This is a genomic window from Cupriavidus sp. GW822-FHT03E04 (genome assembly GCF_058801495.1).
This window is the reverse complement of record NZ_JBXANI010000003.1, coordinates 81,842-103,649: the sequence shown is the minus strand read 5'-3', so window position 1 is coordinate 103,649 and position 21,808 is coordinate 81,842. Positions and strand designations below refer to the sequence as shown.

General features: G+C 64.7%; 23 protein-coding genes, 1 tRNA gene and 1 riboswitch. Of the genes, 12 read left to right on the top strand and 12 right to left on the bottom strand.

Features of this window, described 5'->3' with window-relative positions; genetic code table 11:
* Positions 1–88 precede the first annotated feature (88 nt).
* The 3 genes from kynB to kynA are packed head-to-tail and all read left to right on the top strand — an operon-like array spanning position 89 to position 2,953.
* The gene (gene kynB / locus AC1RQC_RS04510) at positions 89–754 is read left to right on the top strand and encodes an arylformamidase (RefSeq protein WP_492882544.1); all 666 of its coding nucleotides are present in this window, start codon (positions 89–91) and stop codon (positions 752–754) included.
* 53 nt (positions 755–807) lie between these two features.
* Positions 808–2,064, top strand: a complete 1,257-nt coding sequence (kynU, locus tag AC1RQC_RS04505; protein WP_492376352.1) for a kynureninase — start codon at positions 808–810, stop codon at positions 2,062–2,064.
* Positions 2,065–2,077: 13 nt separating this feature from the next.
* Positions 2,078–2,953, top strand: coding sequence for a tryptophan 2,3-dioxygenase (gene kynA / locus AC1RQC_RS04500; protein ID WP_150984125.1), 876 nt, complete (start codon positions 2,078–2,080; stop codon positions 2,951–2,953).
* Between the two features lie 54 nt (positions 2,954–3,007).
* On the opposite strand, the gene AC1RQC_RS04495 is transcribed toward kynA, so the two are convergent.
* A complete protein-coding gene (locus AC1RQC_RS04495) occupies positions 3,008–3,823 on the bottom strand; it encodes an IclR family transcriptional regulator (RefSeq protein ID WP_043348497.1) in 816 nt (271 codons plus the stop codon).
* 215 nt (positions 3,824–4,038) lie between these two features.
* Here AC1RQC_RS04495 and AC1RQC_RS04490 point away from each other — a divergent pair, with 215 nt between their 5' ends.
* A complete protein-coding gene (locus tag AC1RQC_RS04490) occupies positions 4,039–5,232 on the top strand; it encodes an acyl-CoA dehydrogenase (protein WP_006162948.1) in 1,194 nt (397 codons plus the stop codon).
* Between the two features lie 159 nt (positions 5,233–5,391).
* Here the strand turns inward: AC1RQC_RS04490 and AC1RQC_RS04485 are convergent, their stop codons facing one another.
* Positions 5,392–6,030 (bottom strand): peroxiredoxin, encoded by a 639-nt coding sequence (locus AC1RQC_RS04485; protein WP_492376353.1) that lies wholly within the window; start codon positions 6,028–6,030, stop codon positions 5,392–5,394.
* Positions 6,031–6,311: 281 nt separating this feature from the next.
* Between AC1RQC_RS04485 and AC1RQC_RS04480 the strand changes: the two genes are divergently transcribed.
* From AC1RQC_RS04480 to AC1RQC_RS04460, 5 genes are all read left to right on the top strand, one after another.
* Positions 6,312–6,587, top strand: coding sequence for an ElaB/YgaM/YqjD family protein (locus AC1RQC_RS04480; protein ID WP_006162945.1), 276 nt, complete (start codon positions 6,312–6,314; stop codon positions 6,585–6,587).
* A gap of 170 nt (positions 6,588–6,757) precedes the next feature.
* Positions 6,758–7,138, top strand: coding sequence for a phage holin family protein (locus tag AC1RQC_RS04475; protein ID WP_492376354.1), 381 nt, complete (start codon positions 6,758–6,760; stop codon positions 7,136–7,138).
* Positions 7,135–7,641 (top strand): DUF3318 domain-containing protein, encoded by a 507-nt coding sequence (locus AC1RQC_RS04470; protein ID WP_492387204.1) that lies wholly within the window; start codon positions 7,135–7,137, stop codon positions 7,639–7,641. Before AC1RQC_RS04475 ends, AC1RQC_RS04470 begins: the two co-directional genes overlap by 4 nt.
* A 163-nt stretch (positions 7,642–7,804) precedes the next feature.
* Positions 7,805–8,971 (top strand): AI-2E family transporter, encoded by a 1,167-nt coding sequence (locus AC1RQC_RS04465; RefSeq protein ID WP_492376356.1) that lies wholly within the window; start codon positions 7,805–7,807, stop codon positions 8,969–8,971.
* 45 nt (positions 8,972–9,016) lie between these two features.
* Positions 9,017–10,912, top strand: coding sequence for a S9 family peptidase (locus AC1RQC_RS04460; protein WP_492882543.1), 1,896 nt, complete (start codon positions 9,017–9,019; stop codon positions 10,910–10,912).
* Positions 10,913–11,000: 88 nt separating this feature from the next.
* Here the strand turns inward: AC1RQC_RS04460 and AC1RQC_RS04455 are convergent.
* From AC1RQC_RS04455 to ybgC, 10 genes are all read right to left on the bottom strand, one after another.
* Positions 11,001–11,076 (bottom strand) — tRNA-Lys (locus AC1RQC_RS04455).
* A gap of 71 nt (positions 11,077–11,147) precedes the next feature.
* Positions 11,148–12,263 (bottom strand): YeeE/YedE family protein, encoded by a 1,116-nt coding sequence (locus AC1RQC_RS04450; RefSeq protein ID WP_492882542.1) that lies wholly within the window; start codon positions 12,261–12,263, stop codon positions 11,148–11,150.
* A 65-nt stretch (positions 12,264–12,328) separates the two neighbouring features.
* On the bottom strand, positions 12,329–13,012 hold the full coding sequence (queC, locus tag AC1RQC_RS04445; RefSeq protein WP_043348516.1) for a 7-cyano-7-deazaguanine synthase QueC: 684 nt from the start codon (positions 13,010–13,012) through the stop codon (positions 12,329–12,331).
* A 151-nt stretch (positions 13,013–13,163) separates the two neighbouring features.
* On the bottom strand, positions 13,164–13,922 hold the full coding sequence (gene ybgF / locus AC1RQC_RS04440) for a tol-pal system protein YbgF (RefSeq protein ID WP_253928682.1): 759 nt from the start codon (positions 13,920–13,922) through the stop codon (positions 13,164–13,166).
* Between the two features lie 18 nt (positions 13,923–13,940).
* On the bottom strand, positions 13,941–14,456 hold the full coding sequence (gene pal / locus AC1RQC_RS04435) for a peptidoglycan-associated lipoprotein Pal (protein WP_173430687.1): 516 nt from the start codon (positions 14,454–14,456) through the stop codon (positions 13,941–13,943).
* Positions 14,457–14,473: 17 nt separating this feature from the next.
* Positions 14,474–15,802, bottom strand: coding sequence for a Tol-Pal system beta propeller repeat protein TolB (gene tolB / locus AC1RQC_RS04430; protein WP_492376359.1), 1,329 nt, complete (start codon positions 15,800–15,802; stop codon positions 14,474–14,476).
* Between the two features lie 229 nt (positions 15,803–16,031).
* Entirely contained in the window at positions 16,032–17,183 is a 1,152-nt protein-coding gene (tolA, locus tag AC1RQC_RS04425) for a cell envelope integrity protein TolA (RefSeq protein WP_492882541.1), read from the bottom strand.
* Between the two features lie 15 nt (positions 17,184–17,198).
* Positions 17,199–17,636 carry a protein TolR gene (tolR, locus tag AC1RQC_RS04420; protein ID WP_492882540.1) on the bottom strand — a complete coding sequence of 146 codons (438 nt, stop codon included), beginning with the start codon at positions 17,634–17,636 and terminating at the stop codon, positions 17,199–17,201.
* Positions 17,637–17,678: 42 nt separating this feature from the next.
* Positions 17,679–18,362 carry a protein TolQ gene (gene tolQ, locus AC1RQC_RS04415; protein ID WP_043348531.1) on the bottom strand — a complete coding sequence of 228 codons (684 nt, stop codon included), beginning with the start codon at positions 18,360–18,362 and terminating at the stop codon, positions 17,679–17,681.
* Entirely contained in the window at positions 18,359–18,763 is a 405-nt protein-coding gene (gene ybgC, locus AC1RQC_RS04410; RefSeq protein ID WP_043352192.1) for a tol-pal system-associated acyl-CoA thioesterase, read from the bottom strand. The genes tolQ and ybgC overlap by 4 nt, the downstream gene beginning before the upstream one ends.
* 161 nt (positions 18,764–18,924) lie before the next feature.
* A riboswitch (ZMP/ZTP riboswitch) is annotated at positions 18,925–19,027 on the top strand.
* Between the two features lie 122 nt (positions 19,028–19,149).
* Here ybgC and glyA point away from each other — a divergent pair.
* From glyA to pilV, 3 genes are all read left to right on the top strand, one after another.
* Positions 19,150–20,397: a serine hydroxymethyltransferase gene (glyA, locus tag AC1RQC_RS04405; protein ID WP_150984111.1), complete on the top strand. Its 1,248-nt coding sequence runs from the start codon at positions 19,150–19,152 to the stop codon at positions 20,395–20,397.
* A gap of 158 nt (positions 20,398–20,555) precedes the next feature.
* Positions 20,556–21,023 (top strand): transcriptional regulator NrdR, encoded by a 468-nt coding sequence (gene nrdR / locus AC1RQC_RS04400; RefSeq protein WP_006162931.1) that lies wholly within the window; start codon positions 20,556–20,558, stop codon positions 21,021–21,023.
* 141 nt (positions 21,024–21,164) lie between these two features.
* Positions 21,165–21,803, top strand: coding sequence for a type IV pilus modification protein PilV (gene pilV, locus AC1RQC_RS04395; protein ID WP_492373317.1), 639 nt, complete (start codon positions 21,165–21,167; stop codon positions 21,801–21,803).
* Positions 21,804–21,808 lie beyond the last annotated feature (5 nt).

Sequence of the window (21,808 nt, the reverse complement as noted above, 5' to 3'; positions counted from 1 at the left end):
GCAAGCCTCTTGTCCGTAATATTGACTATCATGCCGTCATCCGCTCCATGAAGAGCCTTGGAACGCCGCTCCCAGGCGTCAGCCCCCGATGACGAACCGCCCCACCCCCGATACCAACGATAGGCCGCGCCAGCTCTGGGATATCAGTCCCGCGCTCTCGCCCGACACGCCGGTGTGGCCGGGCGACACGCCGTTCCAGCTCGAGCGCAACTGGCAGATCGACGCCCACTGCCCCGTCAATGTCGGGCGCATTACCTTGTCGCCCCACACCGGCGCCCATGCCGATGCGCCGCTGCACTACGCCGCCGACGGCGCGCCCATCGGCGCGGTGGACCTGGCGCCCTACCTCGGCCCGTGCCGGGTGATCCATTGCATCGGTGCGGCCCCGCTGGTCGAGCCCCGCCACATCGAACACGCGCTGGCAGGCGTACCGCCGCGTGTGCTGCTGCGCACTTACCAGCAAGCACCGCTGGCGAAGTGGGACCCGGACTTCTGCGCGGTCGCGCCGGAAACCATCGCGTTGCTCGCAGAGCACGGCGTGACGCTGGTCGGCATCGACACGCCCTCGCTGGACCCACAGGAATCCAAGACCATGGCCGCGCATAACATGGTGCGCCGGCATCGCCTGGCCATCCTCGAAGGCCTGGTGCTCGACGCCGTGACCGAGGCCGACTACGAACTGATTGCCCTGCCCCTGCGCTTTGCCGGACTCGATGCAAGCCCGGTGCGTGCCGTGCTGCGCAGCCTGGCCTGAATGATCGCACTGAACGACCCGACCCCAACCTCCCCCCAGGAAACCTCTCACACATGACCGCACTGACCCGCGAGCAATGCCTCGCCCTCGACCAAGAAGATCCGCTGCGCCACCTGCGCGACCAGTTCGCGCTCCCGCAAGGCGTGATCTACCTCGATGGCAACTCGCTGGGCGCGCGCCCGCGCAGCGCCGCGGCACGCGCCGCCGAAGTGGTGAGCGAGGAATGGGGCACGGGCCTGATCCGCAGCTGGAACACGGCCGGGTGGTTCGAACTGCCCCAGCGCCTGGGTAATATGCTGGCACCGCTGGTCGGCGCCGGCGAGGACGAAGTCGTGGTGACCGACACCACCTCCGCCAACCTGTTCAAGGTGCTGGCGGCCGCGCTGCGCGTGCAGCAGACCCGCGACCCGAAGCGCAAGGTGATCGTATCGGAAGCCAGCAACTTCCCCACCGACCTCTACATCGCACAGGGGCTGGCTGACCTGCTGCAGCAAGGCTATTCGCTGCGCCTGGTGCATGCGCCCGAGGAGATCGATGCGGCGGTGGACGCCGACACCGCCGTGCTGATGCTGACCCATGTCAACTACAAGACCGGCGAAATGCTCGACATGGCCAGCGTGACCGAGATGGCGCATGCCCGCGGCGCGCTCACGGTGTGGGACCTGGCCCACTCGGCCGGCGCCGTGCCCGTGGCGCTCAAGGCATCGGGTGCGGACTACGCGGTCGGCTGCACGTACAAGTACCTCAACGGCGGCCCCGGCTCGCCCGCCTTCCTGTGGGTCGCGCCGTCGCTGCGCGATGCCTTCTGGCAACCGCTGTCCGGCTGGTGGGGCCACGCCGCGCCGTTCGCGATGGAACCCGGCTACCGCCCGCGCGAAGGCGTAGCGCGTTTCCTGTGCGGCACCCAGCCCATTGCCTCGCTGGCCATGGTCGAATGCGGGCTCGATATCTACGCCCAGACCGACATGGCAGCGCTACGCGCCAAGTCGCTGATGCTGACCGACCTCTTTATCGCACTGGTGGAAACACGCTGCGCCGCGCACCCGCTCGAACTGGTGACCCCGCGCGCCCATGCGCGCCGCGGCAGCCATGTGAGCTTTGCCCATCCGGACGGCTTTGCTGTGGTGCAGGCCCTGATCGAGCGCGGCGTGATCGGCGACTACCGCGAGCCACGCATCGCGCGCTTTGGCTTCACGCCGCTGTACACCAGCTTCACCGAAGTCTGGGATGCGGTGGAAATCCTGCGCGACGTGCTCGACAGCGGCACCTACAAGGCCGAGCGTCACCAGACGCGCGGCCTGGTGACCTGAGCAGGAGCACGCCATGAGCAACCACAAGGGATGCCCGATGTCGGGCGCAGGCGCCACCGAGACCAGCGATGCCAGCTGGCACGATGCCCAGATGGATTTCGCCAAGGACATGAGCTACGGCGATTACCTGGCGCTGGACCAGATTCTCAACGCCCAGCATCCGCTCTCGCCCGAGCACAACGAGATGCTGTTCATCGTGCAGCACCAGACCAGCGAGCTGTGGATGAAGCTGGCACTGCACGAGCTGCGCGCCGCGCGCGAATGCGTGCGCCAGGACCAGTTGCCGCCAGCCTTCAAGATGCTCACGCGAGTCTCGCGCATCATGGAGCAACTGGTGCAGGCGTGGAGCGTGCTGGCGACGATGACGCCGCCGGAGTACTCGGCGATGCGCCCTTACCTCGGGATGTCGTCTGGTTTCCAATCGTTCCAGTACCGCGAGATCGAGTTCATCCTCGGCAACAAGAACGCGGCCATGCTGCGCCCGCATGCGCACCAGCCGCAACACCTGGCGCTGGTAGAAGAAGCCCTGCGCACGCCGTCGCTGTATGACGAAGCGATCCGCCTGATGGCGCGGCGCGGCTTTGCCATCGATGCGGCCTGCATCGAGCGGGACTGGACCAAGCCGGCCGGCGAGAACGCCTCGGTGGAAGCGGCATGGCTAGAGGTCTATCGCAAGCCCGAGGCGCACTGGGAACTGTATGAACTAGGCGAGAAGTTCGTCGACCTGGAAGATGCTTTCCGGCAGTGGCGCTTCCGCCATGTCACCACCGTGGAACGCGTGATCGGCTTCAAGCGCGGCACCGGCGGCACCGAAGGCGTCAGCTACCTGCGCAAGATGCTTGACGTGGTGCTGTTCCCGGAGTTGTGGAAGCTGCGAACGGATCTGTAAGCGGGCCGTACGTATTGGGAACGCGACACCGGCCAAGGCCGGCGTCGCCGCGCTTCAGAGCGCCGGGTCCGACAGCCGCGCCGCCAGCGCGCGCAAGGCCGGCGCCAGCTTGTCGTGAAACACCGCTTCCTCGACCGAGCCATAGGACGCACTGCAACTCAGCATGTGGAGCTCCTTCTCCCCCACCGGACGGAATGCCACCGCGCATGCGTGGATGGCTGGGTGCCAGTCACGGAACGACGCCGCATAGCCCAGGGTCGACGCCTGCTCCACCGTGGCACGCATCGCCGCCTCCTGGGTTTTCCACTGTTCGGGATAGGCCAGGGCAAACTCTGCCAGCACCCGTTCGCGCTTGGCTGCCGGCAAGGCCGCCAGGTAAGCGCGGCCCATGGAACTCGATACCAGCGAGAGCCGCGACCCCACGCCCAGCCCCAGCATCACGCCCGCATCGTTGCGAATCGATTCAAGATAGATCACCTCCATGCGCTCGCGCTTGCCCAGCGAGACCGACACCCCGTAAGCCTGCGCGAACGCCAGCATGTGCGGGCGCGCCAGCGTCACCACATTGGACGCGGACAGGTAGGAATAGCCTAGTGCCAGCACGCCGGCATCGAGTGCGTACTTGCCCAGGCTATCGTCGTAGCGCAGGTAGCCCAGTTGCACCAGTGTGCCGGCCAGCCGGCTCACGGTGGCTTTGGGAAAGCCCGTGCGGCGCACGAAATCCTGGTTGCCCAGCATCGACTCGCCAGTGCGAAAGCAACGCAGCAGCTCAAGGCCGCGCGCCAGCGCGGCAACAAAATTGGGATCGCTCTCGCGCGGTGTGGCGCTGGCGGCATCCGCCGCAGGCGTGGCTTGCGATTCAGTGGCCAAAAGTGATCTCCGCGGGTTGGATGGAGGCAGCGCGCCCTATTGCATGGATCGCGCATTGCGATATACTACATCATCGGAACAAAGTTCCGCAATGCGGAACCGCAAAAGCACCACGGCGGACCGCGGAATGCGCCGATACTTCCTGAATTCAGGGTTGGCTCGCGAGGCCGCCCATCCCGATCTGCACTAGACCTGCACTACCGAAGGAGACCTACATGGCTGCCAACGCCGAATTCCACTGGGCTGACCCGCTGTTGCTGGACGACCAACTGAGCGCCGACGAGCGCATGGTGCGCGACGCCGCCCTGGCCTATTGCCAGGACAAGCTCGCCCCGCGCGTACTGCAATCGTTCCGCAATGAGAAGACCGACATCGAGATCTTCCGCGAGATGGGCGAGCTGGGCCTGCTCGGCCCCACCATTCCCGAGGAATACGGCGGCCCCGGCCTGAACTACGTGGCCTACGGCCTGATCGCGCGCGAAGTGGAGCGGGTGGATTCAGGCTATCGCTCGATGATGAGCGTGCAGTCGTCGCTGGTGATGGTGCCCATCCACGAATTCGGCAGCGAAGCGCAGAAGCAGAAATACCTGCCTAAGCTGGCAACCGGCGAGTGGATCGGCTGCTTCGGCCTGACCGAGCCGAACCACGGCTCCGACCCGGGCTCCATGATCACACGCGCCAAGAAGGTGGCAGGCGGCTATGAGCTGTCCGGCGCCAAGATGTGGATCACCAACTCGCCCATCGCCGACGTATTCGTGGTGTGGGGCAAGCTGGTCGGCGACGACGGCAAGGAAGCGATCCGCGGCTTTATCCTCGAAAAGGGCTGGAAGGGCCTGTCGGCACCTGCCATCCACGGCAAGGTTGGCCTGCGCACCTCGATCACCGGCGAAATCGTCATGGACCAGGTGTTCGTGCCGGAAGAGAACCTGATGCCGGGCGTGTCCGGCCTGAAGGGTCCCTTCACCTGCCTGAACTCGGCCCGCTACGGCATCGCCTGGGGCGCCCTGGGCGCCGCCGAGTTCTGCTGGCACACCGCGCGCCAGTACACGCTGGACCGCAAGCAGTTCGGCCGCCCGCTGGCCGCCAACCAGCTGGTGCAGAAGAAACTGGCCGACATGCAGACCGAGATCACGCTGGGCCTGCAAGGCTGCCTGCGCCTGGGCCGCATGAAGGACGAAGGCACCGCCGCGGTGGAAATCACCTCGATCATGAAGCGCAATTCCTGCGGCAAGTCGCTGGACATCGCCCGCGTGGCGCGCGACATGCTCGGCGGCAACGGCATCTCGGACGAGTTCGGCGTGATCCGTCACGTAGTCAACCTCGAAGTGGTCAACACTTACGAAGGCACCCATGACATCCACGCGCTGATCCTGGGTCGCGCCCAGACCGGCATCCAGGCGTTCTTCTAAAGCACGCCGCCCGGGCCCGCCCGCTCTCTCGCAAGACATAAAAAGGCCCGGCTGCGAAGCCGGGCCAAGCACACTACCAAGGAGAGACGACGGGCGAGCCCATCGTTGTACAACACCGGTCCGCCGGCCCGGCGCTACGCGCCCCGGCCGGCTGCTTGCTTACTTGTTGGGTTGCGGCGTCAGCCGCAGGTAAGGCCGCACGGCCTTGTATCCCTTCGGAAATTTCTGCTTTATCACGTCCTCGTCCTTCAGCGAGGGCACAATCACCACATCCTCGCCGTCCTGCCAGTTGCCCGGCGTGGCAACGCTATGGTTGTCGGTGAGCTGCAGCGAATCGATCACCCGCAGGATCTCATTGAAGTTGCGCCCGGTGCTGGCCGGGTAGGTGATGGTCAGCCGCACCTTCTTTTCCGCGTCGATCACAAACAGCGAGCGCACCGTCAAGGTCGCGTTCGCATTGGGGTGAATCATGTCGTACAGCTCGGAAACCTTGCGGTCGCCATCGGCGATGATGGGGAAATTGACCGTGGTACCCTGGGTCTCGTTGATATCCTTGATCCACTCGCGATGGGACTCGACAGGATCGACCGACAGTGCGATGACTTTGACATTGCGCTTGGCAAAATCACCCTTCAGCTTCGCCGTCAGGCCGAGTTCGGTCGTGCAGACCGGTGTGAAATCGGCCGGGTGCGAGAAAAGCACGCCCCAGCTGTCGCCCAGCCATTCATGAAAGCGAATCGGGCCTTCACTGGAATCCTGTTCGAAATCCGGCGCGATGTCACCGAGACGTAGAGCCATGCGGGTCTCCTCAAGAGGCAAAATAGGGTGGAACCACTCTAGTGCGATTGCGATCCAACCCAAACGAATATAAAGTCACTACAAAATCACCTTTTTGTATTAAGACCTTTGTTAAGACCTTTGTCCTGCGTCACAGTCCTACACGCTGTGTCGGACTCGTGGTGTTGAAACCACGGCGGTTCCCCGCATATGCTAGTAAAGAGGGCGAGAAGCTGCCCGACAACGTGCGGGGAAGGCAAAATGTCACAATCCGAAACCACCGCCCGCAACAGGAGAAACTGATGAGCGATGTCAAGACCGTTTTGTCCGATGCCGAAGAACTGCTTAAGCAAGCGGCCTCGACCACAGGCGAAAAAGCTGCCGAACTGCGTGAGCGCGGCATGGGCCTGCTGAAACAAGCCAAAGAAAAGGCCCAAGACCTCCAGGACGCCGTGGTCACCAAGAGCAAGGCGGCTGCACGCGCCACCGACGACTACGTCCATGACCATCCGTGGCGCGCAGTCGGCGTTGCCGCCGGCGTCGGCCTGCTGATCGGCCTATTGCTGAACCGCAAGTAATTCGCCAGGCCGCAGGCCTCGCGCATGAACCCGAACGCCTTGCACCTGGGCCGCAGCATGTCGCGGCGCAGTGCCGGGCAACGCCCCGCCAGCAGTCCCGCACCGCTGGCGGGGCTCCCCGTCTGCAGCAGGTGCAGCGCTTCGCCGCTGCACGCCTTCGCCGGAATTGAATGAGCGACCCCACCTCTTCCCCCAAGTTTATGGATGCCCTGCGCAGCCTGGCAGGATCACTGGTGGCAATGGTGCAGACTCGCCTTGAACTTGCCAGTGTCGAACTCGCGGAAGAACGCTCCCGGCTGATGAAGATGGCCTTGCTGGCCTGTTTCGGCCTGGTGTTCTTTGGCCTGGCAATGGTGACGCTGACCGTATTGATCGCCATCGTGTTCTGGGACACCTACCGCTGGCAGGCCCTGGGCGTGCTGGCTGCGTTATACCTGGCCGCCTGCGCAATCTGCCTCGCGGTTGCCCGCCATCTGGTGCGCAATGCCCCGCCCCTGTTCGAAGCGACGCTGGCCGAGATCGATAAAGACCGGGAGATCCTGCGCCGATGAGCACACCACACACCCCAGGCGAGCCGGCCGACAACGCGGCCGGCACCGCACCCACCTCCAAAGCGCCTCGCTCGCACCAACGCCCCGTACGTTTCGCGCGGGAGGTGCGCCTGCCCCTTGCCATTCGCAAGGAGCTGCTGATCACGCGCGCCGCGCTTGAGCGCTACGACTGCGCCCAGGCGCTCCATCACGTCCGTGGCAGCGCGACCCGTCTCGGCCGTTTCAGCACCTGGCTGCCGCGCATGACCCGGCCCGCCTCCTGGCTCAAGCTGCTTGGACTCGCCAAGGACTACCCGTTGCTCAGCTCAGCCGTGTCCCTGGCGCTGCCGCTGCTGCGCAAGACCCCGGTGCTGCGCTGGGGCTGGAAGCTGTCCAAGCTCGGCGCGCTGGCCGCGGCCGGCTACTGGGCCTACGAGACTTTTCAGAAAAGCTCCGTCCAGGATGCCCGCAAGACCCCGTCCGACACCGTCGACACAGGGTTCCGCGACCCGCTGGTGCGTTAGCACCGCGATGCGCCATGCAAGGCCGCCACCTGCGTCGGCCTTGCCTACCGAGGGCCTGTCATAAGGCAATGAAGGCAATCAGCGCCACGCGCCGCGGCGAGCCGCCGTACGCCACCATAGCGGCGCGCGCTCCAACGCTTTTTCGACGCAAGGTGACAGCACAATGACCCAACGAGCGGAAATGCAGCAAAAGGCGTTCTACCTGCTGCTGGCAGTCGTGTCGATAGCCTTCTGCTTCGTCCTGCGACCTTTCTTCGGCGCCGTGTTCTGGGGCGCCATTCTGGCCATCATCTTCACGCCACCCAACAACTGGCTGACCCGGCGCATGGGCGGCCGACGCAACCTGGCATCGCTGACCACGCTGACGCTATGCCTGCTGATCGTCGTGCTGCCGCTGATCTTTGTCACCGGCGCCCTGATCCAGGAAGGCAGCACCGTCTACCAGCAGATCAAGTCCGGCCAGCTCAATTTCGGCGCCTACTTCCAGCAAGCCTTGCACGCCCTGCCGCCGTCGGTGACAAGGGTGCTGGACCGCTTCGGCTTGACCGATATCGGCGACCTGCAGCAAAAGCTCACCGCGGGGGCCGCCCAGGCCAGCCAGATCATCGCCGCGCAGGCGCTCAGCATCGGGCAGAACACATTCCAGTTCGTGGTCAGCTTTGGCGTGATGCTGTACCTGCTGTTCTTCCTGCTGCGCGATGGCCCGCAGCTTTCCAAGATCATCATGCGGGCGATCCCGCTGAGCGAGCCGCACAAGCAGCACCTGCTGCGCAAGTTCACCACCGTGGCCCGCGCCACCGTCAAGGGCAACATCGCCGTGGCCGCGGTGCAAGGCGCGCTGGGCGGCCTGGCCTTCTGGTTCCTCGGCATCCAGGGCTCGCTGCTGTGGGGTGTGCTGATGGGCTTCCTGTCGCTGCTGCCTGCGGTGGGCGCCGCACTGATCTGGGGACCGGTGGGGATCTACTTCCTGCTGACCGGCGACGTGGGCAAGGGCTCCATCCTGATCGGCTTCTGCGCGGTGGTGATCGGCGCGGTGGACAACGTGCTGCGCCCTATCCTGGTTGGCAAGGACACTCGCATGCCCGACTGGGTAGTGCTGATCTCCACGCTGGGCGGCATGGCGCTGTTCGGGCTGAGCGGCTTCGTCATCGGCCCGCTGATCGCCGCGCTGTTTATCGCCAGTTGGGACCTGTCCACGTCCACGCGGGAAGAAATCGAGCGCCGGGACGCCGCGCACGACAAGGACCCGACGCCGCCCGCACCGTCCACAGGCGCAACCGGGCAAGCCAGCGCCCAGGCACCGGGCCCCGAGGCGGCGCGCACGGACTGAGCCCTGGCGCCGCTTGCCGGCCCCAGACACACCAAGGAGTGAGCATTGCGTCAAGACAACCCATCAACCGGTGCACAGGCGCCGGCAAAGGTGAAGCACTACGGCGTGCGTGAACTGTTCCGCAAACCGGACCGTTCCCAGTTCTCGATCTCGCCGGATGGCCGCCACCTGTCCTTCCTCGCCCGGCACCAGGGCCGCCAGAACGTCTTCGTGCAGGCCATCGACACCAAAGGCAACGTGTTGGGCGAAGCCCGGCCACTGACCCACGAGAGCGAGCGCGACCTGCCCTTCCACACGTGGAAAGGCAACGCGCACATCCTGTACGCGAAGGACTTTGGCGGCGACGAGAACTTCCACGTGCTGTCGGTGCCGATCGACGGCGGCGAACCGGTCGACCTGACCCCGTACCCGGGCGTGCGCGCGGAGATCATCGACGATCTCGAGGACGATGACCGCCATATCCTGCTGTCGCACAACAAGCGCGACCCGGAAGTATTCGACGTGCTGCGCGTCGATGTCGTCACGGGCGAGTCCGTGCAGATCGCGGAAAACCCGGGCAACGTGATGAGCTGGGGCACCGACCACGCAGGCCGCCTGCGGGTAGCGACCGCCAGCGACGGCGTGAACACCACCCTGCTCTACCGCGATGCCGAGGACGAGCCTTTCCGCCCGATCCTGACCACCGACTTCCGCGAGACGGTCTCGCCGCTGTTCTTCACCTTCGACGACAAGCAGCTGTATGTGCAGTCGAATCGCGGCCGCGACAAGACGGCGATATTCGAATTCGATCCGCAGACCGCCAAGGAAGGCCGCCTGGTCTTCGAGCACGATGAGGTAGATGTCGGCGGCCTGTCCTACTCGCGGCATCGCCGCGTGCTGACCGCCGCCTGGTACACCGACTGGAAGACGCATCGCCATTTCTTCGACGCCCATGCCGAGCAGATCCATGCCGACCTGGAGCGGCAACTGCCGGGCTACGAGCACCACGTCACCAGCATCACGCGCATTGAGACCCGCATGATCGTCTCCGCCTCGAGCGACAAGACCACCGGCACGCGCTTCCTGTACGACAGCGGCACGCAAAAGCTGGTCACGCTAGGCAAGGTGCAGCCCTGGCTGGATGAAACCGACATGGCCGGCATGCAGCCAATCCGCTTCACCTCGCGCGACGGCCTGCAGATCCACGGCTACCTGACGCTCCCGGTGGCCAGCGCGGGCGAGCCTGCGCCGCGGGGCCTGCCGCTGGTGGTCAACCCGCACGGCGGCCCGTGGACGCGCGACGTATGGGGCTTCAACCCCGAGGTGCAGCTGCTGGCCAATCGCGGCTATGCCGTGCTGCAGATCAACTTCCGCGGCTCCACCGGCTACGGTCGCGCATTCTGGGAGGCAAGCTTCAAGCAGTGGGGCAAGACGATGCAGCACGATATCGACGACGGCGTCGACTGGCTCGTCGCACAAGGCATCGTGGACCCCAAGCGCATCGCGATCTACGGCGCCAGCTATGGCGGCTATGCAACGCTGGCGGGCGTCGCCTTCACGCCGGAGCGCTACGCAGCGGCCATCGACTATGTCGGCGTATCGAACCTGTTCACGCTGCTGGAGACCATTCCCGCGTACTGGAAACCGATGCTAGACATGCTGTACGAGATGGTCGGCAACCCCAACGTGGAAGCCGAGCGCCAAGCCCTGCACGATGCCTCGCCGGTGTTCTTCGCGGACAAGATCCGCACGCCGCTGCTGGTGGCGCAAGGCGCCAACGATCCGCGCGTCAAGCAGGCGGAGAGCGACCAGATCGTCCAGGCACTGCGCTCGCGCGGCGTGGATGTGGAATACCTGCTAAAGGAAAACGAGGGCCACGGCTTCCACAACGAGGAAAACACCTTCGACTTCTACGAAGCCATGGAAGCGTTTCTCGCCAGGCACCTGGCCAGCGAAGGCTGATTTGCAACCGCTCCGCGCCCGCGCATCGGGCGCGGGCACATGAAACAAAAAAGGCGTAACGGTTGCCCGCTACGCCTTTTCGCAATGCTGGTGGGTCGTGCGTGACTCGAACACGCGACCAACGGATTAAAAGTCCGCTGCTCTACCGACTGAGCTAACGACCCGGAAAAACTGAAGCCGCGATTATAGGAATATCTTGGCCCTAAAGTCAACCTTTGAACACGAACTACTCGTGCTAGATCATGCGCTCAAGGCGCCATATCTGGTAGCGGAAGCCGAGCACCGAGCCAAGCAGGATGCCGGCCAGCGCGATAAACGAGCCAATCGCCAGCGTGGATACGCCTGACAGCCCCTGGCCGATGGTGCAGCCCAGCGCGGTCACGCCACCCGCGCCCATCAGGACGCCACCCACCAGATGGTTGCCGACGTCCTCGGCGTTGCCAAAGCCTTCCCAGCGAAAAGTGCGGGTCACCAGTGCGTACGCAGCGGCGCCGGCCACCACGCCGAACACGCTGACGATGCCGATGGTCAGCACCTTGCTCTTGTCGCTGAACATCATCAGCCAGTCGAGCGTGTAGGCGTAGGGAGCGACAAAGCTCAGGCTCTCCATGCGGCCGCTGTTGCTGGCAACAAACAGTTCCTCGAGCGTATTGGGATCCTCAGCGACATAGCCGAGGTGCCCGGACACGTACCACATGGCCACGATGATCAGGCCCACGGCCAGGCCACCAAGCAGGTTATCGAAGGTGCGGAAGCCGCGTCCCGCCAGCGCCCAGATCACCAGCGCCCCGCCCACCACCAGCGCGATGCCGACTTGCAGGGTGGCGCGCGCCATGCCGCTGGCGTGCGCCAGCACGGAGGGCAGGTCCTGCGTGGTGGGCAGAGTGAGCGCCACGGCATCGACGGTGTTCACGCGAATCACGCCAAACAAGCCGCGCAGCGTCATATAGGCCGACAGCCCCAGGAAGACGAACACCACCACCGACTTCAGGTTCCCCGCGCCGATACGCACCAGCGTCTTGCTGCCGCAGCCCGAGGCCAGCACCATGCCGAAGCCGAACATCAGCCCGCCCATCAGGGCGGAGAGCCAGCTGAGCTTGCTGGCGGCATAGATGGTCTTGGTGGGATCGATGTAGCCGCCCGCAGCCAGTGCGGCGGTGCCGATCATGGCCACGCCGATGGCCAGCCCCCACATGCGCATGCGGGTCCAGTCACCCATATTGACGATGTCGGAGACCGCACCCATGGTGCAGAAGTGCGTGCGCTGGAGCACCGCCCCAAACAGGAAGGTCAGGATGAAGGTGCTCGCCAGTATGGTATGGCTGAGCGCGGCAATATCGATTTCGGGCATGGGTGTCCGGCGGGGGAAGCGGAACGGGTGGGTGCGCGCAAGCGCGCTGGTGGCAACGACAACCGTCAGGCTGCGCCCTGGTAGCGGGTGGGATCAGGCACCCCAGCGGCCTCGAAGCCCGCGCGGCGGATGCGGCAAGAGTCGCACACGCCACAGGCCCGGCCGTCGTCGTCGGCCTTATAGCACGACACCGTCATGCCGTAGTCCACCCCGAGCTTGACGCCGGCGCGGATGATCTCGCCCTTGGTCATGTCGATGATGGGCGCATGCACGCGGATGCGCTCGCCTTCGACGCCGGCCTTGGTGGCCAGGTTGGCAAGCGCCTCGTAGGCAGACACGTACTCGGGCCGGCAATCCGGATAGCCAGAGTAGTCGACCGCGTTGGCACCGAAGAACAGGTCACGGCCGCCAACGGCCTCGGCCCAGCCCAGGGCCAGCGACAGCATGATGGTATTGCGGGCCGGCACGTAGGTCACCGGAATGCCGCCGACGGCGCCATCCGTAGGCACCTCAAGGCTATCGTCGGTCAACGCGGAGCCGCCGAAGCGTCGCAGGTCCAGGTCGATGATCTCATGGCGCACCGCGCCCAGGGCTGCGGCCACGCGCTTTGCAGCCTCCAGTTCCGAGGAGTGGCGCTGACCGTAGCGCATCGACAATGCATAAGTCTCGAAGCCCTGCGCATTGGCCATGGCAAGGACGGTGGCGGAGTCCAGGCCGCCGGAAAGCAGGACGATAGCGCGTTTTTTCATGATGGCACGGCGCGGCGCCTGGAGGCGCCACGCAAAATTCGAGGCGAATCGGGTATTTTAGCGCGCCCAAGACTAAAGGCCCGCGGATGCGGGCCTTTAGTGTACAGACTGCTACCTGGGCCGCTTAGCAGCGCCCCGCCCTCTCAGGCGCTTACTTCAGCGTCTTGAGGCGATTGCTCGCCGCCTGCGCGCCCTCGGTGCCGGGGTATTTGGCTACCACCTGCTCCAGGGTCTTGCGGGCTGCGGGCTTCTGGCCCGATTCGATCTGGTTGTTGGCGATGGCGATCAGCGCATCCGGCACCTTGGGGTGATCCGGATAGGCCTGCACCATGTTCTGCAGCACCGAGGTCGAGCCGCGGTAGTCGCGCTGCGCGTACAGCGAGTTGCCGAGCCAGAACTGCGCCAGCGGCACGTACGGGCTCTGCGGGTACTTCTTGATGAAGCCCGCGAACACGTTGCCGGCGCCCTTGAAGTCCCCGGTCTGGAACTGCTTGAGCGCGGCATCGTATTCGGTCTTCTCGCCAGGTTGCGACAGCCCTTCGCGGCCATCCACGGTGACCTGTTGCGGCTCGAATTTCTTCAGGCGCGCATCCAGGTCCGCGTAGTAGTCCTTCTGCTGCTTTTGCAGCGTCGTCACCTCGTTCTGCAGCATCTCGTTCTGGCCGCGCAGTCGCGCCACTTCCTGGCGCAGACCTTCGAGCTGGTTCTGCATGTCGAGCTGGGCGCGGCTGTTCTGGTCGATGCGCTGCGATGCCGTCGCCTGGAAACCGTTGAACTGGTCCCGCATGTTGACGATGGCTTTGCGCGCCTCGTCATCGTCGAACACGCCGGCCCGCGCCTGTGCAAACGGCAACAGGCTGGCGCAGGACATCGCAGTAAGCAATACCAACTTGGAGACGCGTGCTTTCATGAGATGGCTGTCCGCAGATTAGTACGTGATGTCCGCGCGGCGGTTTTCTGCCCAGGCGGCTTCGTCGTGGCCGGTTGCCTTGGGCTTTTCCTTGCCCAGGCTGACGGCTTCCATCTGGGTTTCCGGCACGCCCAGCGAGGACAGCGAGCGGCGCACGGCTTCGGCGCGCTTCTGGCCCAGGGCCAGGTTGTATTCGCTGGTGCCGCGATCGTCGGTGTTGCCCTGAATCAGGATGCGGCGGCCCTTGTTGGCGGCCAGGTACTTGGCGTGCTCCGACAGCATGCCCTGGTAGTCGGACTTGACGCTGTAGCTGTCGAAGTCGAAGTACACGCTGCGCTTGGCCAGCGGGCTGTTCGGATCGTTCAGCGGATCACGCGACACGTCCACCGGCGCCACGGCGCGGGCGTCGGTCGAAGGCGTACCCTTGTTGCCGGCACCGGCGTTGGCGGTGTCGTCCAGCTTGACACCGGAGCTGCAAGCGCCGAGGGCCAGCAGAGCGGCGACGGCAAGGGTTTTGGTCATCATATTGGTCATGGCTAGGAACTCCTCGTTTATTGCATGAATGGTCCCCAGGACGGCTCGCGAACCTCGCCGGACTGGAGCGACAAAACCTGCCGGGTACGCCCGTCAGTGGACACTGCCGCCAGCACCGAGCGACCTCCCACCCGGGTGGCATAAAGAATGTACTTGCCGTTGGCGGCGAAGCTCGGAGCCTCGTCGTTGGCGGTGTCGGTCAGCGAGGTCACATCGCCGTTGCCGAGATCCATCAGCTGCAGCTTGAAGCCGCCGCTGCGGGTGATGTAGGCCAGCTGCTTGCCATCCGGGGAAATACGCGGGCTCACGTTGTAGCTGCCCTTGAAGGTCACGCGCTGGGCTGCGCCGCCTTCTTCGCCGCCGGCCGGCATGCGGTAGATCTGCGGCGCACCGCCGCGATCGCTGGTGAAGTAGATGCTGCGGCCATCCGGCGCGTATTGCGGCTCGGTATCGATGGCGCTGCTGCGGGTGAGGCGCTTGAGCCCGGAGCCATCGGCGCCAACCTGGTAGATCTGGGTATTGCCATCGCGCGACAGCGCCACCGCCAGGCGTTGGCCGTCAGGCGACCACGAAGGCGCGCTGTTGTTGCCCTTTTGGTTCGACACCAGCGTGCGCTTGCCGGTCGCCAGGTCGTGCACGTAGACCACGGGCTTCTTGGCTTCAAAGGACACGTAAGCGACCTTGCTGCCATCCGGCGACCACGAAGGCGAGATGATCGGCTCGTTGCTGGTCAGCGCCACCTGAGAGTTCTGGCCGTCGGAGTCCGAGATCAGCAGCTGGAAACGCCCACCCACCCGCGAGACATAGGACAGCCGCGTGGCAAACACGCCGCGCTCGCCCAGCAGCTTCTCGTAGATGTAGTCGGCGATCTTGTGGCCGGTCACGCGCAGCTGGTTTGCGCTGACAGTGAAGGCCAGGCCACCCAGGCTGGTGCCCTTGACGGTGTCGTAGAGGCGAAAGCGCACGTCGTACTGGCCGTTGCCGGTGGGTGTGACGCTGCCGGCCACGAAGGCATCGGCGCCGCGCGCCTTCCAGCTGCCAAGATCGGCATTGGCAGACTCCGCCACCGTGGCGCCGCCCGGGTCGACATTGCGGAAGCGGCCGCTGCGCTGCAGGTCGCTGCGGATGATAGCGGTGAGATTTTGCGGGGCCTGAGCTTCGCCCTGGAAGTTGGCCGTGGCGATGGGGAGCTGGCTGGCGCCGACGCCGGTGATTTCAACGTTCAATTGCGCCTGTGCGCTGCCGGCCGAACAAGCCAGCACCACGGCCAGCCCGGCAAACAGGGCGTGCGCGCGGGTGCCGTGCCGCTGCGCGGCCAGCCAAAGGGGGGCCCAAAGCTTTCGCATGCTGCTCCTCAATCGAGATCAATATTCATCGAGCGCGGCCGGCAAACGGGAGCCGTGGAACGGGCAAGCATGCTGAAGGCTTGTCGCATGCCCGTATCGCGTGCCCCAGGCACATTTGCCGGCTGCGTCAGGCAACCTGTAATCGTAGCGTTGGGACTGCGGTGCATCGACGTAGGTTGCAATATGTTGCAATTCGAATGTTCCCATGTCGTCACCATCGCCGTCCCTCTTAATCCTTAGGCTTGAAGGTGATCGTGAAGCTGGCTGGCGCCTTGCCGTTTTCGTCGCGGGGCAGCGGATCAGAGCGCTCCACGGCGCGCAGCACGGCGTTGTCCCAGCCCGAATTGCCGCTGGACTTGGATAGCCGCGCGGACATCAAGGAGCCGTCCGGCGCCAATTGAACCGACACCACCGCGGCCGGATTGCCAGGCACGTCTTCGGTAAATACGATATTCGGCTTGACGCGGCGACGCACGCGATCCGGGTAGCCAGGCGAGGCCTTGCCGCCCGAACCGGCACCGCTGCCGGCGCCGCTGCCGACACCGCCGGCGCCGCCGACTGCCGCCCCGCCGCCGGCCATGGCCTGCAGCCGCGCCAGTTCACTGTGGCGCTGGGCATTGGCAGCGGCGTCGCGCTTGGCCTTGGCATCCGCATCGGCCTTGGCCTTCGCGTTGGCGGCGGCCTTGGCCTCGGCGTTAGCCTTGGCTTTGGCGTCGGCGGCTGCCTTTGCCTTGGCGTCAGCGGCTGCCTTTGCCTTGGCGTCAGCCTCGGCACGGCTCTTAGCCTCGGCGCGGGCCTTGGCGTCAGCTTCCTTACGCTCGCGCTCAACCTGCTCCTTGCGCTGCTCCTGCAGCGCGGCCTGCCTGCGTGCGTCTTCCTTGCGCTGGGCCTCTTTCTTCAGCTCGTCCTTCTTCTGTTCTTCGCGGCGTTGCTCTTCGCGGCGCAGGTCTTCCTTGTGCTGTGCATCCTTGCGGGCCGCCTCCTTGCGGGCCGCTTCCTGCCGCTCGGCTTCCTGGCGCGCGCGCAGGTCGGCCTGCTGGCGCGCCTCTTCGCGGGCGGCGGCCTCGGCCTGGCGGCGCTTTTGCTGCTGGAGGGCGATCTCGGCGTCTTCTTCGGCACGAGACCTCACCGCTGGCGCAGGAGGCGCGGGACGGGCTTGCACGACGGGCAGCGGTGCGGGAGGCGGCGGGGGCGGCGGTGCGGTAGTGGCCGGGATCTCATCCCAGAGCTCGGCTTCGGCGCCCACCGGGGTGCTGCTCTGCCAGTGCACGCCGAAATACAGCACGATGCCCAGCAACAGGTGCATGAAAACCGCGAGCAGGAAGGAACGCAGGGTTCCCCGCTCCGGGGCCGGCTGATAAGGATAGGCGGCGGTTTTCATCGCGTGGGGCGGTGCTTACTTGGGCTTGACCATCAGGCCGACGCGCTTCACGCCGTCGGCCTTGAGCACTGACATGACGTCCAGCACGGCCTCGTACTTGACCGAGCGGTCGGCGGCGATCACCACCGGCTGATCGGGATTCTCGTTCTGGCGCTGATGCACGAAGTCGATCAGGCCCTGCTTGTCGAGCTTGCGCTCAAAGCTGTTGCCGGAGTTATCCTTGCCGCGCGCGGTCAGTGCGCCGTCCTCATGCACGGTCACGACAATGGGGGGGGCCTTTTGCTGCTGGGTGGCGTTGGCCACGCTGGGCAGGTCAACCACGGCGGGATTCACGATCGGTGCCGCCACCATGAAAATGACGAGCAGCACCAGCATCACGTCAATGTAAGGCACGACGTTGATGTCGGCACTGGCCCGGCGGCGCGAGCCGCCACGGCGCTGTATCGCTGCCATTGCTGGTTCTCCTTGACCGAAGACGTTGGTGGCTTCGGCGCTTTAGCGGGTCTGCCGTTGCAGGATGTTCAGGAACTCTTCCATGAAGCTCTCGAAGCGGATGGCCAGGCGATCCACTTCGGTGGCGTAGCGGTTGTAGGCAATGACCGCCGGAATCGCCGCGAACAGGCCGATAGCGGTGGCGACCAGCGCCTCCGCAATGCCGGGCGCCACGGCCGCAAGCGTTGCCTGCTGCACATTTGACAAGCCGCGGAAGGCGTTCATGATCCCCCATACGGTGCCGAACAAGCCGATGTACGGGCTGACCGAACCTACCGACGCCAGAAACGGAAGATGCGACTCCATCACATCCATCTCACGCTGATAGGCCGCGCGCATCGCACGCCGTGCGGCATCGAGCAGCGCGCCGGCGTCATTGTTGCGCTCGCGCGCCTTCAGGTACTCGCCCATGCCGGACTCAAAGATCCGTTCCAGCGCGCCTGTGTTGTGACGATTGTTGGCTGCGCTCTGGTACAGGGCCTGCAGGTCGCCGCCGGCCCAGAAGTCGCGCTCGAACCCCTCGGTCTGGGTCCGCGCGGCGCGCAGGGAGAAATGCTTGCGGAAGATATATGTCCACGAGAACAGGGACATCACCAGCAGCAGGGCCATGACGGCCTGTGCCAGCACACTGGCGTGCAGCACCAGCGAAATGATCGACAGGTCTTGCGTGACGGTCACGGGATTCATCGAGCGGTCTTGATGGTTGCAAGGACGGGAGCGGGAATGGGAGTCGGGCGAAATGTGCTACGATCAACACACCCAACCCGGATGGCGCCAGTAGCCAGCAATTGCTCACCACGCCAGGCTTCTTGGGCGAATTGGACCGACGCCGGGCCAACCCGTTCAATCTGTGTCCGGATCTCAAGCAAGTCGTCCAGACGGGCGGGGGCATTGTAGTCCACCGCCGTGCTTCTGACGATGAAGACGACGCCCGACTCATCGGCCAGCGCTTGCTGTTCGATGCCAAGCGAGCGCAGCCACTCGGTACGGGCGCGCTCGAAGAACTTGAGGTAATTGGCGTAGAACACTACGCCGCCCGCGTCGGTGTCTTCCCAGTACACCCGCAAGGCCCACACATTGTTGCTCATGGCCGCGATTGTAACGGCAGCCAGCCCGACCCGGTGTAAACCCTTGTCCGACATTACAACAATTACATTACCTGACGGACAAGGCATTGACTTTCGGTCTTTGGCCCCGCAGCACCGTCTTGCAGCGGGCCAGCGCCTCGCGTTAAACTGCCGCCAACCATTCCATCTTGCGCGACTGGCGAAGTCAGTGGGCACTACCACGAGGAAGCGCAAAGTTCTCTGGCGCGATGTTTCAAGCGCCTGCCGCTCGCCTGGGCAGCGAATGGGAAGCAGGGTGCGCCCTGCGCCGGATAGCTAACGCGTCCAGCGCCGGTCGCCTGTGCCTTCCCCGCGCGCCCTACCCCGAAGCCATTCGGAATTCCCCTTTTTTCAGACGAGTTTTCGCCATGTTCGAACGCAGCCGCTATACGATCGACCAGATCGACCCCGAGCTTTTTGCCGCCATCCAGAAGGAAGACCAGCGCCAGGAAGAGCACATCGAGCTGATCGCCTCGGAAAACTACACCTCGCCGGCCGTGATGGCCGCGCAAGGCTCGCAACTGACCAACAAGTACGCCGAAGGCTATCCCGGCAAGCGCTACTACGGTGGCTGCGAGTACGTCGACGTCGTGGAGCAGCTGGCCATCGACCGCGTCAAGCAACTGTTCGGCGCCGAAGCCGCCAACGTGCAGCCCAATTCCGGCTCGCAGGCCAACCAGGGCGTGTTCTTCGCCGCCCTGAAGCCGGGTGACACCATCATGGGCATGAGCCTGGCCGAAGGCGGCCACCTGACCCACGGCATGGCGCTCAACATGAGCGGCAAATGGTTCAACGTGGTCAGCTACGGCCTGGACGCCAACGAAGACATCGACTACGACGCACTGGAAAAGCTGGCGCAGGAAAAGAAGCCCAAGCTGATCATCGCCGGCGCCTCGGCCTTCGCCCTGCGCATCGACTTCGAACGCATCTCCAAGGTAGCCAAGTCCATCGGCGCCCTGTTCATGGTCGACATGGCCCACTACGCCGGCCTGATCGCCGCCGGCGAGTACCCCAACCCGGTGCCGCACGCCGACTTCGTCACCACCACCACCCACAAGAGCCTGCGCGGCCCGCGCGGTGGCGTGATCCTGATGAAGGCCGAGCATGAGAAGGCCATCAACTCGGCCATCTTCCCCGGCATCCAGGGCGGCCCCCTGATGCACGTGATCGCCGGCAAGGCAGTCGCGTTCAAGGAAGCCCTGTCGCCCGAGTTCAAGACCTACCAGCAGCAAGTGGTCAAGAACGCCCGCGTGTTGGCCGAAACCCTGATCGAGCGCGGCCTGCGCATCGTCTCCGGCCGCACCGAAAGCCACGTCATGCTGGTCGACCTGCGCGCGATGCAGATCACCGGCAAGGAAGCCGAAAAGGTCCTGGGCGAAGCACACATCACCGTCAACAAGAACGCCATCCCCAACGACCCGGAAAAGCCGTTCGTCACCTCGGGCATCCGCCTGGGCTCGCCGGCAATGACCACCCGCGGCTTCAAGGAAGAAGAAGCCCGCCTGGTGGCCAACCTCGTCGCCGACGTGCTGGAAAACCCGCACGACCTGGCCAACATCGCGCGCGTGCGCGAGCAAGTGGCAGCCCTGACCAAGCGTTTCCCGGTCTACGGCTAAAGCCCAGCGCCACCCGCCACGCGCGGGTGGCCGGCAGCCCCGCCGCGGCGCGCGCCGCGCCTGCGGCGGGCCTTGCCAACCCAGCCCGGCGCGACACAGAATGACAAAACGCTGCCTGCGCGGCACGCGCCCCGGCTCATACTTCGAGGTGGTCAGGCATGAAATGCCCTTTTTGCGCTCACTCCAACACCCAGGTCCTGGACACGCGCATGTCGGAAGAAGGCGATACGGTGCGCCGCCGCCGCCGCTGTGAATCCTGCGACCGCCGCTTCACCACCTATGAGCGGATCGAGCTGTTCTTCCCCGCCATCGTCAAGAAAAACGGCTCCCGCGCGGACTATACCCGCGACAAGCTGAAAGACTCGATGCGCCTCGCCCTGCGCAAGCGCCCGGTCTCGGCCGAAGCCATCGACGCCTCCATCACCCGCATCGAAGAGAAACTGCTCGCCCTCGGCGAGAAGGAAATCCCCAGCAGCCAGGTCGGGGAACTGGTCATGCGCGAGCTGCGCCGGTTGGACAAAATTGCTTATATCCGGTTTGCTTCGGTGTATCGGAGTTTTGAGGATGTGTCGGAATTCCGCGACATGCTGGATGAGTTTTCGGCGTCTACCCCACGGAAGCAGTAGAAAAAGTAACGTGGACGTTGTTTAATTCCTCCCAAACTGGGTCCTAGGTGGCAATTCCTATATCTATATTTCCACCTGGGTTGCAGTTACAAAAAATAGAACAAAGCCAAAAGAACGTAGTCTTTTCGGACGAGGGTCAAGATGGGTCAGTCAAGCTGTCGGGGGACGGCCGGCTTCACCATGCTCGAAGCATTGGTGGCAATCGTCGTGCTCGCCATCGGCGTGCTCGGCGTGGCAAATCTTCTTATCAAATCATTCCGATTCTCCCAACAAGCGTCCTATGACACGCTGGCGCTGCAGCTCGCCAGCGATATGGCAGACCGCATGCGGGCTAACAGCGCCCAAATGCTCGCCAGTAACAGCAGCTACTTCTTCGACACGAGCACCGGCGCCCCGGCGGTGCCGACGGGCGCCAATTTCTTTACCACTCCATGCACGTCCGGCAGCCCGGTTTGCGCAGCCAACATGGTCACGTTCGATTTGGCCGAATGGACGCGACGCGTCCAGACGGCCCTGCCGGGTGGGCGTGCAGTAATCTGCCGGGACTCCAGCAACTATTCCACCTCCGCAGGCTACACCTGGGCGTGCAACGCCACGGCCGGCGGCACGGGCCAAGCCAGCGATAGCCCGATCGTCATCAAGATGGGCTGGGTATCTCGATTCGCCGACAAGCCGGGGGTAGATGTCGCGACCGGTACAACCATGCCAGACACGCAAGCCGCCGACGGCTCGGCAACGCCACAAATCGTTATTGTGGCCAACCCGGGAGTCAGCAATTGAGAACG